21 protein-coding genes are annotated in these 15,412 nt (G+C 65.5%); 6 read left to right on the plus strand and 15 right to left on the minus strand.

All coding sequences use genetic code 11. The features are described 5' to 3' along the window. Nucleotides 1–4: 4 nt before the first annotated feature. From flgA to AC4PTO_RS17410, 7 genes are read right to left on the minus strand one after another with little or no spacing between them, the layout of a single operon-like run. Nucleotides 5–433, minus strand: a complete 429-nt coding sequence (gene flgA / locus AC4PTO_RS17380; RefSeq protein WP_492730662.1) for a flagellar basal body P-ring formation chaperone FlgA — start codon at nt 431–433, stop codon at nt 5–7. After that, nucleotides 433–1,218: a flagellar basal-body rod protein FlgG gene (flgG, locus tag AC4PTO_RS17385; protein ID WP_492730664.1), complete on the minus strand. Its 786-nt coding sequence runs from the start codon at nt 1,216–1,218 to the stop codon at nt 433–435. The genes flgA and flgG overlap by 1 nt, the downstream gene beginning before the upstream one ends. 11 nt (nt 1,219–1,229) lie before the next feature. Further along, a complete protein-coding gene (locus tag AC4PTO_RS17390; protein WP_492730666.1) occupies nt 1,230–1,946 on the minus strand; it encodes a flagellar hook-basal body complex protein in 717 nt (238 codons plus the stop codon). 1 nt (nt 1,947) lies between these two features. After that, complete coding sequence (locus tag AC4PTO_RS17395; RefSeq protein ID WP_492730667.1) at nt 1,948–2,214, minus strand: flagellar biosynthetic protein FliQ; 267 nt, start codon at nt 2,212–2,214, stop codon at nt 1,948–1,950. Nucleotides 2,215–2,217: 3 nt separating this feature from the next. After that, entirely contained in the window at nt 2,218–2,511 is a 294-nt protein-coding gene (gene fliE / locus AC4PTO_RS17400; protein WP_492730669.1) for a flagellar hook-basal body complex protein FliE, read from the minus strand. A gap of 16 nt (nt 2,512–2,527) precedes the next feature. Continuing rightward, complete coding sequence (gene flgC, locus AC4PTO_RS17405; protein ID WP_492730671.1) at nt 2,528–2,920, minus strand: flagellar basal body rod protein FlgC; 393 nt, start codon at nt 2,918–2,920, stop codon at nt 2,528–2,530. Nucleotides 2,921–2,922: 2 nt separating this feature from the next. Further along, nucleotides 2,923–3,303: a FlgB family protein gene (locus tag AC4PTO_RS17410; RefSeq protein ID WP_492730673.1), complete on the minus strand. Its 381-nt coding sequence runs from the start codon at nt 3,301–3,303 to the stop codon at nt 2,923–2,925. Nucleotides 3,304–3,382: 79 nt separating this feature from the next. Here AC4PTO_RS17410 and AC4PTO_RS17415 point away from each other — a divergent pair, with 79 nt between their 5' ends. Then, complete coding sequence (locus AC4PTO_RS17415) at nt 3,383–4,735, plus strand: FliI/YscN family ATPase (RefSeq protein ID WP_492730675.1); 1,353 nt, start codon at nt 3,383–3,385, stop codon at nt 4,733–4,735. Here AC4PTO_RS17415 and AC4PTO_RS17420 read toward each other — a convergent pair. From AC4PTO_RS17420 to AC4PTO_RS17445, 6 genes are all read right to left on the minus strand, one after another. Next, nucleotides 4,721–5,539 (minus strand): DUF1217 domain-containing protein, encoded by an 819-nt coding sequence (locus AC4PTO_RS17420; RefSeq protein WP_492730677.1) that lies wholly within the window; start codon nt 5,537–5,539, stop codon nt 4,721–4,723. The two genes, AC4PTO_RS17415 and AC4PTO_RS17420, sit on opposite strands and share 15 nt — an antisense overlap. Continuing rightward, nucleotides 5,536–5,940: a flagellar biosynthesis repressor FlbT gene (flbT, locus tag AC4PTO_RS17425; RefSeq protein ID WP_492730679.1), complete on the minus strand. Its 405-nt coding sequence runs from the start codon at nt 5,938–5,940 to the stop codon at nt 5,536–5,538. Before flbT ends, AC4PTO_RS17420 begins: the two co-directional genes overlap by 4 nt. Continuing rightward, nucleotides 5,937–6,314, minus strand: coding sequence for a flagellar biosynthesis regulator FlaF (flaF, locus tag AC4PTO_RS17430; protein WP_492730681.1), 378 nt, complete (start codon nt 6,312–6,314; stop codon nt 5,937–5,939). Before flaF ends, flbT begins: the two co-directional genes overlap by 4 nt. 83 nt (nt 6,315–6,397) lie before the next feature. Beyond that, the gene (locus AC4PTO_RS17435; RefSeq protein ID WP_492730683.1) at nt 6,398–7,597 is read right to left on the minus strand and encodes a flagellin N-terminal helical domain-containing protein; all 1,200 of its coding nucleotides are present in this window, start codon (nt 7,595–7,597) and stop codon (nt 6,398–6,400) included. A 208-nt stretch (nt 7,598–7,805) separates the two neighbouring features. Then, the gene (locus AC4PTO_RS17440) at nt 7,806–8,138 is read right to left on the minus strand and encodes a hypothetical protein (RefSeq protein WP_492730684.1); all 333 of its coding nucleotides are present in this window, start codon (nt 8,136–8,138) and stop codon (nt 7,806–7,808) included. Next, a complete protein-coding gene (locus AC4PTO_RS17445) occupies nt 8,131–8,412 on the minus strand; it encodes a rod-binding protein (RefSeq protein ID WP_492730686.1) in 282 nt (93 codons plus the stop codon). Before AC4PTO_RS17445 ends, AC4PTO_RS17440 begins: the two co-directional genes overlap by 8 nt. A gap of 107 nt (nt 8,413–8,519) precedes the next feature. Between AC4PTO_RS17445 and AC4PTO_RS17450 the strand changes: the two genes are divergently transcribed. Then, a complete protein-coding gene (locus AC4PTO_RS17450) occupies nt 8,520–9,797 on the plus strand; it encodes a flagellar hook-length control protein FliK (RefSeq protein WP_492730688.1) in 1,278 nt (425 codons plus the stop codon). Between the two features lie 9 nt (nt 9,798–9,806). Next, entirely contained in the window at nt 9,807–10,460 is a 654-nt protein-coding gene (locus tag AC4PTO_RS17455; protein WP_492730690.1) for a flagellar hook capping FlgD N-terminal domain-containing protein, read from the plus strand. Here AC4PTO_RS17455 and ubiB read toward each other — a convergent pair. Both ubiB and ubiE read right to left on the minus strand, forming a co-directional pair. Further along, nucleotides 10,457–11,986, minus strand: coding sequence for a 2-polyprenylphenol 6-hydroxylase (gene ubiB / locus AC4PTO_RS17460; RefSeq protein WP_492730692.1), 1,530 nt, complete (start codon nt 11,984–11,986; stop codon nt 10,457–10,459). The two genes, AC4PTO_RS17455 and ubiB, sit on opposite strands and share 4 nt — an antisense overlap. Nucleotide 11,987: 1 nt before the next feature. After that, on the minus strand, nt 11,988–12,740 hold the full coding sequence (ubiE, locus tag AC4PTO_RS17465; RefSeq protein ID WP_492730693.1) for a bifunctional demethylmenaquinone methyltransferase/2-methoxy-6-polyprenyl-1,4-benzoquinol methylase UbiE: 753 nt from the start codon (nt 12,738–12,740) through the stop codon (nt 11,988–11,990). Nucleotides 12,741–12,815: 75 nt separating this feature from the next. Between ubiE and mutM the strand changes: the two genes are divergently transcribed. The 3 genes from mutM (at nt 12,816) to rpsT (ending at nt 14,858) form a co-directional block, all read left to right on the plus strand. Then, nucleotides 12,816–13,661, plus strand: coding sequence for a bifunctional DNA-formamidopyrimidine glycosylase/DNA-(apurinic or apyrimidinic site) lyase (gene mutM / locus AC4PTO_RS17470; RefSeq protein ID WP_492730695.1), 846 nt, complete (start codon nt 12,816–12,818; stop codon nt 13,659–13,661). A gap of 60 nt (nt 13,662–13,721) precedes the next feature. Next, nucleotides 13,722–14,498, plus strand: a complete 777-nt coding sequence (locus AC4PTO_RS17475; RefSeq protein ID WP_492730696.1) for an enoyl-CoA hydratase — start codon at nt 13,722–13,724, stop codon at nt 14,496–14,498. A gap of 93 nt (nt 14,499–14,591) precedes the next feature. After that, nucleotides 14,592–14,858: a 30S ribosomal protein S20 gene (gene rpsT / locus AC4PTO_RS17480; RefSeq protein ID WP_492730698.1), complete on the plus strand. Its 267-nt coding sequence runs from the start codon at nt 14,592–14,594 to the stop codon at nt 14,856–14,858. Nucleotides 14,859–15,412: the final 554 nt, after the last annotated feature.

The raw sequence follows: 15,412 nt of genomic DNA on the forward strand, positions 1-15,412 counted from the left end.
TGTGCTAATCCACGAGCGCCGCGCCCGTTGGCGTGACCGTGGCGGTAAGGGTTGCCTTGGAATCGAGGTTCATCACGCGAATCCGCGCACCCGCGGCGCCGCGCTCCAGCGCGCGGGCTTCGGTTTCTATGCTGAGCGCGCCGCGGCGATAGAGCAGCGGCACGATCTGGTTGCGCTCGATCATCGCGGGTGGGCCCAGGTCGGCGGCATGCAGCGGCCGGCCGGCATAGACCGTGACGCGGGTTTCCAGCCCCAAGGCATCGTCGGGGCGCGAAAGCGCTCCGGGCGCGGCGCTGTCCGATACCGTCACATCGGCAGGGCCGATCACCGTATTGGCGCGCAGGGTCCGCGCGGCCAGCAGGGTTTCGCCCCGTGCGGCGGGCGCCGCAAGAACGGCCAGGACACAGCCTGTCAGGGCAAGCCGGAGGATCATCAGCGCACCTGTGTCGTTGCACCAAGCATCTGGTCGGCGGCGGTGATCACCTTGGCGTTCAGTTCGTAGCCGCGCTGCGCCTTGATCAGTTCGGTAATCTCGCGCACCGGATCGACCGAGCTTTCCTCAAGATAGCCCTGCCGCAATGTGCCCAGCCCGTCCTCGCCGGGGGCCGAGACATTGGCCGGACCCGACGCCCCGGTTTCCAGAAACAGGTTCGACCCGATCGCCTCCAGCCCCTTTTCGTTGGTAAAGCTTGCCAGCGTGAACTGGCCCAGCATCTCGGGTTCGACCCGGTCGTTGAAATAGGCATAGACCTCGCCCGCGGCATTGATCGAAAGGGCGCGCGCATCGGCGGGGATGGTGATGTCGGGCACCACGGGATGGCCGTCCGAGGTGACGATCTGGCCGTCCCCCGAACGTTTCAGGCCGCCATCGCGGGTATAGGCGGAAAGGCCCGAAGGCAGCGTGACCTCAAGATAGCCGTGCCCGTCGATGGCAAGATCCAGATCGCCGCCGGTCGCCGAAAGCGACCCCTGCGCCAGGTTGACCGTCACCGCCGAGGGCCGGACGCCAAGGCCAAGCTGCACCCCGGTCGGCACCACGGTGCCGTCATTGGCGGTGATCGCGCCGGGCCGCGTCATCTGCTGATAGTGCAGATCGGCGAATTCCGCGCGGCGGGCGTTGTAGCCCGTGGTGGACATGTTGGCGAGGTTGTTCGAAATGACCTCGACCCGCATCTGTTGCGCGCTCATGCCGGTGGCGGCGATCTGAAGGGCTCGCATATCGGGACTCCTTATCGGGTGAGGGTGGATATCGTGCTGCGGATGCGTTCGTCTTCGCGGTCGAGGAAGGTCTGGCCCATCTCATAGGCGCGCTGCACCTCGATCATGCGCGCGATTTCCGAGATCGCATCGACGTTGGAATCCTCGAGAAACCCCTGAAGCAGGGTCGCATTCCCGACCGGCTCAAGCTCGGTGTCGAAGGCAAGGCGGGTTCCGCTTTCATGCGTCAGGGTGGTGGGATCGGCAGGGCGGAAGACCCCGACCTGCGCGATCGGGCCATCCCCGGACGAAAGCGTCCCATCCTGCGACAGCCGGATGGTGCCCGCGTCGGGCGGCAGCAGGATCGGCGCGCCGCCCGCATCCAGCAGCCGGTAGCCGTCGGTCGTGACCAGCTCGCCCTCTGCCGAGGCGGTGAAATTGCCCGCCCGCGTCAGGCGGTTGCCCTGCGGGGTTTCGATCTGGAAAAACCCCTCGCCCTCGATTGCGAAATCAAGGCTGCCTCCGGTCGCGCTGAGCGGACCCTGCGACTGGTTGATGCTGCGGGCATCGGCATGGGCCATGGACAGCGAAGGCCCCCCGGCACCAATGGCCGCGACATGTTCGGCAAAGATCAGGCCTTCCCGGCGGAACCCGGTTGTCGAGACATTGGCGATGTTGTTGGCAACCACGCGCATCTCGTGCATCAGGCCGGACTGGCGGGTCATCGTGGTATAGAAGGCGTTGTCCATGCTATCCTCCGATCATCAGGGGAATGATGCGGTCTGCGAAGAAGGACCGGAGGGTTTCCGTCATGAAGGACATCGAAACCCAGAAGACGACCAGCATCGCGCCCACCTTGGGCACGAAGGTCAGCGTCATTTCCTGCACCGAGGTCAGGGCCTGAAAAAGGCCGATCGCCACTCCGACGACAAGCGCGACCGCCAGCATCGGCGCGGACATCATCACCGCGATCCAGAGGCCCGCGCGCAATGTGTCGAAGAGAACCGCTTCCTGCATGGCTTACACCGGCATCCGCAGGATTTCCTGATAGGCCTCGACCACCTTGTTGCGCACCGTCACGGCGGTTTCGACGGCAAGCTCGGTCGCCGCGAGGGCCTGCACCAGCGCATGGGGGTCGGCATTCCCGACCATCGCGGCTTTCGCGGTCTGCTCGCTGTGCTGAAGCGTTTCGGCAAAGCTGCCGGCGATCCTGGCCAGACCTGCCTGCGGGTCGGGGGCATGGGTCGGTTTGGGTGCGGCGGCCTGGCGGGCCTGCGTATAGCCCTGGGTTGCAAATGACGTGCGCAAGTCCATTCTGGACCTCCTTATCTTAACGGCGGAGAAGATCGAGCAGGGCCGAGGACATCTGCCGGGCCTGATCGAACATCTTCAGATTCGCCTCGTAACTGCGCTGCGCCTCGCGGGCGTCGGCGATTTCGATGACCAGATCGACATTGGACCCCGCGTAATAGCCGCCCGCATCGGCAAGCGGATGCGACGGATCGTGGATCCGGGGAAGGGGGCTGCGATCAAGCTCGGTCGGGCCGGCCCTTACGGCACCCGTGGCGCGGCCGTGGTCGAACTCTGCCTCGAAGGCGATCGTCTTGCGGTGATATCCGGGGGTATCGGCATTCGCGATGTTTTCCGAAACATGGCGCAGCCGCATGGCCTGGGCGCGCAGCCCCGAGGCCGAAGTTGCCAGGGCATCCGAGAAATCGGCCATCTTCACCCCCGTCCGAGGCTGGCGCGCAGCACGTTCATCGAGGATTTGTAGATCGCAAGCGCCCGGTCGTGCTGCCGCCTAACCTCGACCGCCTTGACCATCTCTGCCTCGAGCGAGACCGAGTTGCCGTTGGGGGAAAGATCCGTGTCCAGGCGGGAGATGCGGGGCGAGGCCCCACCTTCGGCCGTCAGGTGGCCCGCGCGGGTGGCCGCCATGCCGGTTTCCGCACCGCTGCCGTAGATCTGGGAAAAGGGCGATACATCGCGTGCGCGATAACCGGGCGTGTCGGCATTGGCGATATTCTGCGACACGATGTTCTGGCGCAGCGCCGCATGGCGCGCCATCGCCTGCGCCATCGACATGATCTCAAGGTTTTCGAACATCGGGGCTTCTCCTCCGAGCTATCAATCAAGGCTTAAGAGCGAATCATTTAGAAAACCTTTCGAGGGAAAGGAGGCCGGAATGGCGCTTGAAGGTCTGGAACTGCTGCGGTCCGAGATTCAGGGGCTGGCACCCGCGCGGCTGATCGGACAGGTCACCGAAATCGGCGGGGGCGTCGTGCGGGCCTCCGGCCTTTCCGTGCGGGCGGTGATCGGGGACCGGGTGTCCATCCTGCGCAGCGATGGCCCGGAAGTCGGGGCCGAAATCGTGGCGCTTTGCGCGCAGGGCGCCACGCTTCTGCCCGACGGAATGTCATCCGGAATCGCCATCGGGGACCGGATCGCGCTGCAAGGCGCATGCGGTATCGCCCCGCATGACAGCTGGATCGGCCGCGTCATTGATCCGTTCGGGCGGGCGCTGGACGGCCGGCCGCTGCAACGCGGCATGGCCGCGCGCGATTTGCGTGCCGCCCCGCCGGTGGCAACCCGGCGCCGCCGCCTTGGTGCGCGGCTTTCCACCGGGCTTGCCGTCTTCGATACGCTGCTGCCGCTGGTTCAGGGGCAGCGCATCGGGCTGTTCGCGGGTTCGGGCGTGGGGAAATCCTCGCTCTTGGCGAAACTGGCGCAGGGATTGTCGGCCGATGTCGTCGTTCTGGCCCTTGTCGGAGAGCGCGGGCGCGAGCTGCGCGAATTCGTCGAGACGGTTCTGGGGCCCGAAGGGATGGCGCGCTCGGTCGTCATTGCCGCGACCTCGGATCAGTCGCCGCTTGTGCGGCGGCGCTGCGCCTGGACCGGGATTGCGGTGGCCGAGCATTTTCGGGATCAGGGCAAGCAGGTTCTGTTCCTGGCCGACAGCATCACTCGCTTTGCCGAGGCGCATCGTGAAGTGGCCCTTGCCGCGGGCGAACCGCCAAGCCTGCGGGGCTTTCCGCCCTCGACCGCGCACATGATCATGGCGCTGGCCGAGCGCGCGGGCCCCGGCCCCGAAGGCGCGGGGGATATCACGGCGGTGTTTTCGGTCCTGGTGCCCGGTTCCGACATGGAAGAGCCGGTCGCGGATATTCTGCGCGGCGTGCTGGATGGCCATGTCGTGCTGTCGCGCGCCATTGCCGAACGCGGGCGGTTTCCGGCCGTCGACCTGCTGCGTTCGGTTTCGCGCAGCCTTCCACAGGCCGCCAGTGCCGAAGAAAACGCGCTGATCGCCGAGGCGCGGCGGTTGCTTGGGGCCTATGACCGGTCCGAGATAATGATCCGTGCCGGCCTTTACGCCGAGGGCTCGGACCCCGTGCTCGATCAGGCAATCCATGTCTGGCCGGCGCTCGACGCGTTCATGGCGCGTGACCGACAGGCCGGGGTCGCAGAGAGTTTCGCCGATCTTGCCAGGGCGCTGGAGAAACCGCCCGCACGGCAGGCCGCGTCGTCATATGCGAACTGACAAGGTGCGGTTGCCGATGCCTTGCAACAGTTGCAGGGCGATAGTCGCCCTGCTCTGGGTCTGAAGCGTGGCGATCTCGGAGCGAAGCAACATCGGGCGCACGAAGCCCTCGGTTCGCGCAGGGTCCGCGAATATCGCCGGATCGGAGGTGCCGAACGCGGTTTGCGCCTTTTTCTGATAGGCCGCCACCTGCTGGTCGATATCAAGCGCGCCGATGCTGGCGGGCAGCCCAAGCGCCTTCTGAAACGCGAGGCTCAGCGAGGGCGATCCGATGATCGAATACCACTTGGTCGTTTCCTTGCTGTCCTGCGCTGCCAGAAGCGGAAGTTCCCGCTGGGTGGCAAGCGCCAGCCGCATGTCGGCATCGACCTCGCCGACCGAGGCCTCGAACTGCATGGCGCGATAGCGCGACAGGATTTCGTCGGGAAAATCCGACAGGACGGTGCGCGGGGTCGAATAATCCCCGAATCCGAAGGCCTTGGAAAAATCACGATAGCGCTTGTCGGAAAGGCGGTTCGCCAAAGAGCCTTCGTCCAGCGTGCCCTCTTCCAGAACCTTGCGGATGAAGAAGCGGTTGTCGATATCAGCATCGAGGCCGAAGGCCCCAAGCGCAACGCGCAGCAGCCCGCGATCGGAGACCAGATCTTCCGCGGTCCGGATCTGTCCGATCCGGGCGCGGAACTGCGCGTCGTCGCGCTGGATCGGGCCGCTTGCGGCATAGGCCGTCTGTTGTTTCTCCAGCGTGCGCTGCAGAAACTTCCAGCCGGCATAGCCGCCCGTCGGCATGATCGGCGTAAAGCTCATCCCCGGCCCGCGGCCAGAAGCCGTTCTTCGCGCGGCAGAAGGCTGCGCAGCGCCTTGAGGGCCTGATAATGCTGATTGCTGATCACGGAGGCCGTGGCCGCGGTCAGCTGTTTGCGGCTGTCGTAATCGGTCAGAACCTGGCTGAGTTGCTCGATACCGCGCAGCAGTTGCAGGCGCGCTTCCTGCGCATCCGCATCCCCCGACAGCACCAGCTGCGCGATATAGCAGACCCGCCGCACGGGTGAGGTCACCTCTTCGGGGTGGATCGCGTCGCGCAGGCGCAGGATATGGGCGTTCGGCGTCATGATCGCCAGACGGGAACGCTTGTCGCCATTCTCGATAACGGCGCCGTTGATCAGCACGCGTTCCTTCGGCGCAAGTTTCAGGACAAGTCCGGTCATTCCCCACCCCCTTCGCGGCGCAGGCCGCGCATGACGGATGTGTTGATGTCGATCAGCACATCGGCGCTTGCCTTGCCCGACAGCACCTTGCGGCTGTGGGCATTGGTGAATTCCGCCAGGTAGAACAACCGCGCCCGCAAGTCGGCCGGAAGGCTGTTGCCCGGATCGGCCACGTCGACGGCCAGCGTCGTCCAGAGGCGGCGGTTTTCGTAGATGGCGCGGGCCAGGGCCGCAAACCCCTCGGCGCCCATGGCTTGCGCGGCCTTCAGGCCGTGCGTGGTTCTTGCAAAGAGATCGTATTCCGTCCCCCGCAAGGTCCGGGTCGATTGTCCCGGTGCTGCATAGGCCGTTTTGGCCAGAGAAATCGCGTTCACGGAAGATCCTTCCTGTGGCTGGGTTCATCGGATCACGGCTTTGCCGTGTGGATCGGGGGCGCCCGGGGGCGCCCCCGCCCGTGTCAGCGGAACAGCGACAGAATGCTCTGCGGTTGCTGGTTCGCGATCGACAGCGCCTGGATGCCAAGCTGCTGCTGCGTTTGCAGCGCCTGAAGACGCGCAGAGGCCTCTTCCATGTCCGCATCCACCAGCGCGCCGATACCGGCCTTCATCGAATCGGACAGGCTGGAGATGAAATCCGCCTGCGCCTCGATCCGCGACTCGACCGAGCCGAAATCGGCGGCAGCCTGTGTCGCCGTCTGGATCATCGTTTCGATGTTGGTCAGCTGCGCACCCAGGGTTCCGGCATCCGTCACGTCGATCGTCGCCAGAAGCGACAGATCGCCCGCGTCGGCGTTCTTGTATTGTGCCGAAACCGACAGATCCTGCGTTCCGTTGTTGGTGAAGGTCAGGGTTCCGTCGGTGGTGCTGTCGTCATAGGCCAGTTCGAGGCCACTGATATTCATCGCATCGATCGAGTTTTTCAGACCGAAGGCGACGTTTTCGGACGCGTTGCCGGTGTTCACGTCATCCTGCGTCACGGTATAGGCCGCGGTCTTGCCCCCGACGGTGACAGAGATCTTGTCCCCCGCCGCAAGCACCGAACCGTCGATCACCATATCGTCCGAACCCGCGCTGTTCAGCGCGAAGGACTGCGTGTCCCCGTTGGTCGAAACGCCGGTGGCCCCGGTGAAGGCCGCCGCCGCAACATAACCGCCGGCCGAGAAATCGACCCCGGCCACGTTGATCTTGGACGCGGTGACACCGCCCGAGGAATCGCGGTCAAGCGACGACAGGATGCTTGCATTGCCGCTGCCGTTGACAAGGTTCAGCCCGTTGAACTGCGCGGCCCCGACCACCGAAGCGATCTGGTCCTTCAGCGCCTGAACGTCGGTCTGGATCTTGCCCCGGTCGACGTTGTCTTCCTGCGCGGCGACGATCTTGCCTTTCATCTGGGTCAGAAGATCGGTGATCGTCTCCGAGGCCTTCCGCGCGACCGCGACGGTCGATTCCCCGAGCGCAAGGCTGTCCGAGATACCGGAAAAGCCCTTCACGTCCGATTCCATCACCTTCGAGATGGCCCAGACCGCCGCGTTGTCCTTTGCCGAGCCGACAGTCTTGCCGGTCGAGATTTCAGCCTGCGTTTTTGCAAGGCTCGAGTTGATGCCCTTGAGGGTCTGCAGCGCGACCATCGCGCTGGTGTTGGTCAGAATGCTCGACATGATATGTCCTTTCGAGATTGGCGCTTTGCGCCGCGTTGAAAAATCGCCCTTGGGGCGATGATGGGGGCGTTCTGACCCTTGCGGTCCGCTTCACTTCGCGGCCGCGTCACCGATGCGGTGCAGGGGAAGGTTGCGTCGCAAGCGCTAAGAGATTGCTAAGAAGGACGGGGCGGGCGGCACAAAGAAGCTGCAAGTTTAGACGAATGCGTCAGAACCGCCGTTCGACCGTCATGCCGCTTGCGCCGATCCGGCGGGTCTGTCCGTTCGGATCGTAGCTGTTGATCCCGGCGCCTGCCCCGCGGATCTGGGCGATTCGCTGCCGCGCGGACCGGAGGCCGCGGATGGCGGCCTCAAGCAACATCTGGTTCCGGTCAAGCAGATCCTGCACCTGCGCAAGGGCGGCGGGGTCCGCATCGGCAAGCGTCTCGGCCAGGGCCTGTTTGCGCGCGACCAGCGGGCCAAGCGCATCCAGCCTGCCCGCCCGGATCAGCGCCATTTCCTGCCCGCAGATCTGTTTCAGTTGGGCAATGGCGCTATGCATCGCTGGCCCTTTGCAGGGCATTGAAGATCGCCTCTGCCAGCCCGATCCCGCCCTTGCGCGCCATTGCGCCCGCCTGTTCGCGTTGCAGGAACGAGGCGAACTGCTCTTCCCCGATGCCGCCGCCAAAGCTGTCGCGCGCCTTGCCCAGACCGGCATGGCCCAGCATCTCCGACAGGAACTCTGCCTCAAGCATCTCAGCCGTTTCGCGCAGGTCCGGCCGGTTGGGGCGGTCCGGTGTCAGGCCGGCGGCGGGTGCGGTCAGGGAAGGGGTCATGTCGGTTCCAGTTCAAGCGATTTTTTCGAATATCGGGGGCCGCGGGTAAAGATCCGGTAACTTCCGGCTGAGAAAGTTGCGCGAGTATCGCAGAAGGCGGAAAAGCCATGGACAATCTCGCGCCGCTTGACCGGCGGGTCTCCTCATCCCCCCTGTCCGGGGGCGGTTTGCCGCAATCCGGGGCGGGCGGCGCGGCGGATGCGCCCTTGCAGGAAAGCGGCTTTGGGGCCTTTCTGGCGCGCTCGGCGCCCGCGCCGGAAACATGTTCGGGGTCTGGATCCCGGCCGGAGCCAGCGGGCGAAGCGGCCTTCGATTCGGCGCCGCCGCGCGACAGGACCGATTCGGAACGGCAGGAGGATGGCGCACCAGAAGATCTGTCGGGGCTCTGCCCCCCGGCCGTGCCCGTGCTGGGACAGGTCCCCCGGCCTGCGGCTGGGGATCTTGCCGCGCCCGGTGGGGTTTGTGCCGAAACGCATGGCGCGGAGGATGTGTCGAAGGGGCAGTGCGTCACGGGTGAGGCGGGCGAGGCCGCGCCCGTCGGCACGGATGCGGATGGCCATGCGGCGGCGCAGAATGACGTGGACGAACCCGTTCCCGGTGCCCCGGACGATGCGGGCGGGGATGGCGCGCCGGATGGGGTTCCGGCCCCCGGCGAGAGGCCGCGGAGGGATGCCGGCCCTGTGCCGATCCCCGATGGCGCAGGCGCGGCCATTGCGGAGGCCGCGCCGGACCAGCGGCCGCCCGACAGCGCATCGCCCCCGGCAGGCAAGACAGCCCCGACCGGCATCGACGGGCCGGGCCGGGACCCTTTGCTGGCCGAGGCGCGCAAGGCAAACGGGCGCGGGAAATATCCCGGCGCCGAGATTGCCGCGACGGACCCGCAGGCACCCGAGGCTGCGCAAACCGCAAAGGCGGATCTGTTCGTCCTGTCGCCAGCCGGACAAGGCGGGACGCAGCAGGCGGCGGGGCAGGCGGGCACGCCCGCCGCCCTTGCCACCCAGATCAGCCGCCAGATCGCCGAGATGGCCGCCACGCGCCCGGAAAATGCGGTGGCCCTGCTTCTCAGCCCCGAAGAGCTTGGCCGCGTTGCCATGACCTTCAGCCCGAAGGGCGAGGGGATTGCGGTTTCCCTTGTCGTCGACCGGCCCGAAACGCTCGATCTCATGCGGCGGCATATCGACGTGCTCAGCCGCGACCTGCGCGATCTTGGCTTTGCCCATGTCGATATCAGCTTCGGCACCCCGCGCCGGGACCCGCAGGACCATGCCGCCCCGCCCGCCCCGCCACAGGATGAGGGGGCTTCCTTTCCCGGCACACCCGTCCGGATACGCATGCCCCCCATGCCCGCCCCGGTCGTTCCGGCCGGTCTCGATCTGCGATTGTAGGAGAAGACGATGGTTCAATCCGTGACCGCCGCCGGCATTGCCGGCACAAGCAGCGCCGCCGCGCAAGGCAAGGGTGCGGCAATCAGCTCTGACTTTCAGACCTTCCTGAAGATGCTGACCACGCAGATGCAGAACCAGGACCCGCTGAACCCGATCGAAAGCTCGGACTATGCGGTGCAGCTGGCCACGTTTTCGGGGGTGGAGCAGCAGGTCAAGACGAATGACCTCTTGCAATCTCTTGCCGCGCAGATGGGCATGTCGCAGCTGGTCGGCTGGGTGGGGAAAGAGGCGCGCGTCTCTGGCCCGGTCTATTACGATGGCGCGCCGCTGACGCTTGCGCCCGAAGTGGCGGCGGGCGCCGATCGCGCGGTTCTGGTCGTGCAGGATGCCAATGGAAACGAGGTCTTGCGCCACGAGGTTGCGCCGGTATCGGGCCTTCTGGAATTCGGCGGCGCCGCGATCCCGGCCGATGGGTTGGCCGGGGCGCATTATTCCTTCACGCTGGAAAGCCATGCCGGGGGCGCCCGCATCGCCACCGATGGGGTCGAGGCCTATGCCCGCATCGCCGAGGCGCAGAACACCCCCGAGGGCATGCTTCTGGTGCTGCGCGGCGGCGCGGTCATCGCGGCAAGCGACGTGAAGGCGCTGCGCGAGCCGGGCTAGATCAGCGCCCCGATCACGACGCCCGCGGCCAGAACCCCGGCGCCCAGCAGCGCGGCCCAAAGCGGGTTGATGCGCGGTGCGGGGCTGGCGGCCGGGGCCGTGCCGGTCTGATGCTCCAGCGCGGCTTCGACCAGCGCGGGCAGGCGGGGGCCGAACCGTCCCAGAACCTGCGCCGTCCGCACCAGATCGCGCAGCGCCGCGCGTGGCCCGAGGTTTTCGCGGATATAGGTCTCGACCACGGGTCTGGCGACCTCCCACATGTTGATCGCGGGGTTCAGGCTGCGCGCCACGCCCTCGACCACGACCATGGTGCGTTGCAGCAGGATCAGCTCGGTCCGGGTCTGCATGCCGAAACGCTCGGTCACCTCGAAAAGGTAGGACAGCAGCCGCGCCATCGAGATATGGGTGGCGTCCATGCCGAAGATCGGCTCGCCCACGGCGCGCAGGGCAAGGGCGAACTCCTCGACATCGCGGTCGGCAGGCACATAGCCCGCTTCGAAATGCACCTCGGCCACGCGGCGATAATCGCGGCGGATGAACCCCATCAGGATCTCGGCATAGACGCGGCGGGTATATTCGTCGATCTGGCCCATGATGCCGAAATCATAGGCAAGGATATCGCCATTGGGCGCGGCCTTCAGGTTGCCCTGATGCATGTCGGCATGGAAATAGCCGTCCCGCAGCGCATGCGACAGGAACAGCTGCAACACGCGCTCGGACAGGGCGACCGGATCGAGGCCCGCCGCCCGGATGCCCGCGACATCGCCAAGCGGCACCCCCTCGGCCCAGCCAAGCGTCATCACGCGCCGCCCCGACAGGTGCCAGTGCGGGCGCGGAACCGCAAAGCCCGCGTCCCTTTCGGTATTCGCCGCGAATTGCGAGGCCGCCGAGGCCTCGAGCCTCAGGTCCAGCTCTCCCATCACGACGCCCTCGAAATGGGCCACCACATCCGAGGGCCGCAAGCGGCGCGAGGCGGGCGACAGCGTCTCGATCATCGCCGCCGCGAAATGGAACGCATCCAGATCCTTGCGGAAGGCACGCTCGATCCCCGGACGCAAGACCTTGACGGCAACGCGCTCTCCGGTGTCGGCGCGGCGGGCGGAATGGACCTGCGCGATCGAGGCGGCCGCGACCGGCTCGGAGAACTCGAAGAACAGCGTGTCGACGGGCCGGCCGATCTCGGCCTCGACCGAGGCCTTGGCGGTTTCGGTCGGGAAGGGCGGCAGCTTGTCCTGAAGCACGCGCAGCTGGTCGGCCAGCTCGTCGCCCACCACGTCGGGCCGCGTGGAAAGGACCTGCCCGAACTTGATATAGGCGGGGCCAAGTGCGGTGATCGCGCGCGTCACCGGGGGCAGGGCGGGGTCGCCCTTGTAGCCCAGCCACTTGAACGGCCAGCCCATGACGCGGGCGACGAAACGCAGCCGCGGGGGCACCTCCATCGCCTCGAGCGCGACATTCATCGCGCCCGTGCGTTCAAAGGTCGCGCCGGTGCGGATCAGCCGCCAGATGTTGTGCGGTCCGCGCATCTCAGATCTTCCAGCCGGAATGCAGCGCGGCGATACCCATGGTCAGGTTGCGGTAGCTTACCTGCCCGAAACCCGCCGCGCGGATCATGTCGGCGAAGGTTTCCTGGGGCGGGAACTTGCGGATCGATTCCACCAGATACTGATAGCTGTCGCGGTCATTGGCGACGATCTGGCCCATCACCGGGATCACGTTGAAGGAATAGCGGTCATAGAGCCATTGCAGCAGATCGTTGGGGATCTGGCTGAATTCCAGAACCATCAGCCGCCCGCCGGGGCGCAGCACGCGGAACGCCTCGCGCAGGGCGTCCTCGATGCGGGTCACGTTCCGGATGCCGAAGCTGATCGTGTAGACATCGAAGCTGTTATCCGCGAAGGGCAGCGCCATCGCATCGCCCACCACCCAGTCGAGCCGGTCGGCCATATCCTCGGCCTCGGCACGCTTGCGCCCCTCGACCAGCATCGATTCGGTCATGTCGCAGACCGTGGCGGTGCTTTGGGGCGCGCGCTTCAGGAAGCGGAAGGACACGTCGCCCGTGCCGCCCGCCACATCCAGAAGCCTTTGCCCCGGCCGCGGCGCCAGCCAGTCCATCATCGCGTCTTTCCAGACACGGTGGATCCCCATGCTCATGAGGTCGTTCATGATGTCGTATTTCGAGGCCACGCGCGAAAACACGCCATGCACCATGCCGGCCTTTTCGCCCTCGTCCACGGTCTGAAAGCCGAAATGCGTGGTTCTTTTGTGATCCGTGCTCATGAGCCCTTGCCGATCTGCGGTTGTCCCCCTTCTTATAGGGGGCCTTTCGGCCATGACAATGCGACAGGAGTGAAGATGCCGGAACTGCCCGAGGTCGAGACCGTGCGCCGCGGGCTTCTTCCGGCGATGGAGGGGCGCCGGATCGCGCGCGCCGAGATCAACCGCCCCGACCTGCGCTGGCCCCTGCCCGAACGCATGGCCGAACGGCTGGAAGGTGCGCTTGTGCGCCGGTTGCGGCGGCGCTCGAAATATATCCTGGCCGATCTCGACAACGGGGAAAGCCTTCTCATCCATCTGGGGATGTCGGGGCGGATGCTGGTCTCGGGCGTGGCGATCGGCGAATTTCACCTGGATCATCCGTTGCCGCAAAAGCACGATCATGTCGTGCTGCACATGGAGGGCGGCGCGCGCGTTACCTTCAACGATGCGCGCCGCTTCGGGGCGATGGACCTTGTGCGCACCGACCGCGAAGAGGCCTATTGGCTGCTGCGCGACCTTGGGCCGGAACCCTTCGGCAACGATTTTCACGAAGATTATCTGGTGGCGCGGCTGAAGGGGCGCGCAACGCCGATCAAGGCGGCGCTGCTCGATCAGCGGGTGGTGGCGGGGCTGGGCAACATCTATGTCTGCGAGGTGCTTTACCGCGCGGGCATCGACCCGCGCCGTCAGGCCGGACGCATCGCCGCGCGCCGGATCGCGGGGCTGGTGCCGATCATCCGCGACGTTCTGTCCGAGGCGATCGCGGCGGGCGGATCGTCGCTGCGCGATCACCGCCAGGCGGACGGAGAGCTGGGCTATTTCCAGCATGCCTTCCGCGTTTACGACCGCGAGGACGAGGCCTGCGCGCAATGCGGCGCGACGATCCGCCGGATCGTGCAATCGGGCCGGTCAAGTTACTACTGCCCCGCCTGTCAGAGATGACTTGATAATCGGGCACGTCCTGATAGGAGTCGCCGCGCACAGAAGGAAAGGCAAAGCCAGATGGCCTACCAGACCCTGATCGTCGAGATCGAAGACTACGTCGCGTTGATCCGCCTGAACCGTCCCGAAGCGCTGAACGCCCTGAACTCCCAGCTTCTGCAAGAGTTGGGTGACGCGCTCAAGGCGGCGGACAAGAACGAAAAGGTGCGCTGCATCGTCATTACCGGCTCGGAAAAGGCGTTCGCCGCCGGGGCTGATATCAAGGAAATGTCGGAAAAGACCTTCGTCGACATGTTCCTTGAAAACTATTTCGGAGCCGAATCCGATGCCGTAACGGGCACGCGCAAGCCGATCATCGCGGCGGTGTCGGGCTATTGCCTGGGCGGTGGCTGCGAACTGGCGATGATGTGCGATTTTATCATCTGCTCGGATACCGCGAAATTCGGCCAGCCCGAGATCAACCTGGGCGTGGTGGCCGGAATCGGCGGGACGCAGCGCCTGACCCGTTTCGTGGGCAAGTCGAAATCCATGGACATGCACCTGACCGGGCGCTTCATGGACGCCGCCGAGGCCGAGCGTTCGGGCCTTGTGTCGCGTGTCGTGCCGGCCGCGAAGCTGATCCCCGAGGCGATGGCCGCCGCGCGCAAGATCTCCGAGAAATCGGCGCTCTCGGTCCTTGCCGTCAAGGAAACCGTGAACCGCGCCTACGAGACCACGCTGAGCGAGGGCGTGCTGTTCGAGCGCCGCGTGTTCCACGCGCTGTTCTCGACCGAGGACCAGAAAGAAGGCATGTCGGCCTTCCTCGAAAAGCGCGAGCCGCAGTTCCGCGACAAGTAATGCAAAATCTTTGCAGCTACAGTTGACTTGAACCTGAGTCGCGCATAGAAGCGCGACTTCAGAATTACCCATACCGAAATCGGAAAGCGACTCATGGCCAATACGCCCCAATCCAAGAAGCGCGCACGCCAGAACGAGCGCCGCAACGACGTCAACAAGGCGCGTCGTTCCCGGATCCGCACGTTCATCCGCAAGGTCGAAGAAGCGATTGCCTCGGGCAATGCTGAATCGGCTCTGGCCGCGCTGCGCGCCGCCCAGCCGGAACTGGCCCGTGGCGTTACCAAAGGCGTTCTTCACAAGAACACCGTCTCGCGCAAGATCTCGCGCCTGGCGTCGCGCGTGAAGGCGCTCGCTGCCTGATAAGGGTGGCAAACGAGAAAACTTTTCAAGGGCGGGCCGGTTCCGGTGCGCCCTTTTGCATGTGCGGTCCGGGGACAATCCTTTCCCTGCGGGGGATTGTTCCGGAATGGCGATCAAATCATATTTTCTAAATAAATCATTAACTTAACGGATTGTGTTGCGCTTTCACACAGGCGTCACAGATTCGTAAGGACGAAATCCGCGTCAAGCGCGAAGTTCGGTTGCGTCCTCTGCGGATGGCTTGCTAGCGTCTGCATGCGATTCACGTCGCCCTGGGGACATGGACGCATCTTTCCGCTGCCGCATCGGGCGAAAGCCCGGCACGACGCCTGTAACAGTCGGCTGGCCCGGCGAAAGATGCGATTTCGGATATCGGCGCTTGCCGGTGCCGCGGATCGGGGACCGGTCAGTTTCTGACGGGCTCTGTTCTGTTGTCCTCTTGCAGCATGACGGCATTTCAGGCGCTGACCGGCTGCTCGGTCCGGCTTGCATGCCTTGTGTTGCATCCAGGGGGAGGGGCGCGGATGGGCGTGTGTAGTCGAATGGACAAGAAA

The sequence above is a fragment of the Rhodobacter maritimus genome, from assembly GCF_058747975.1.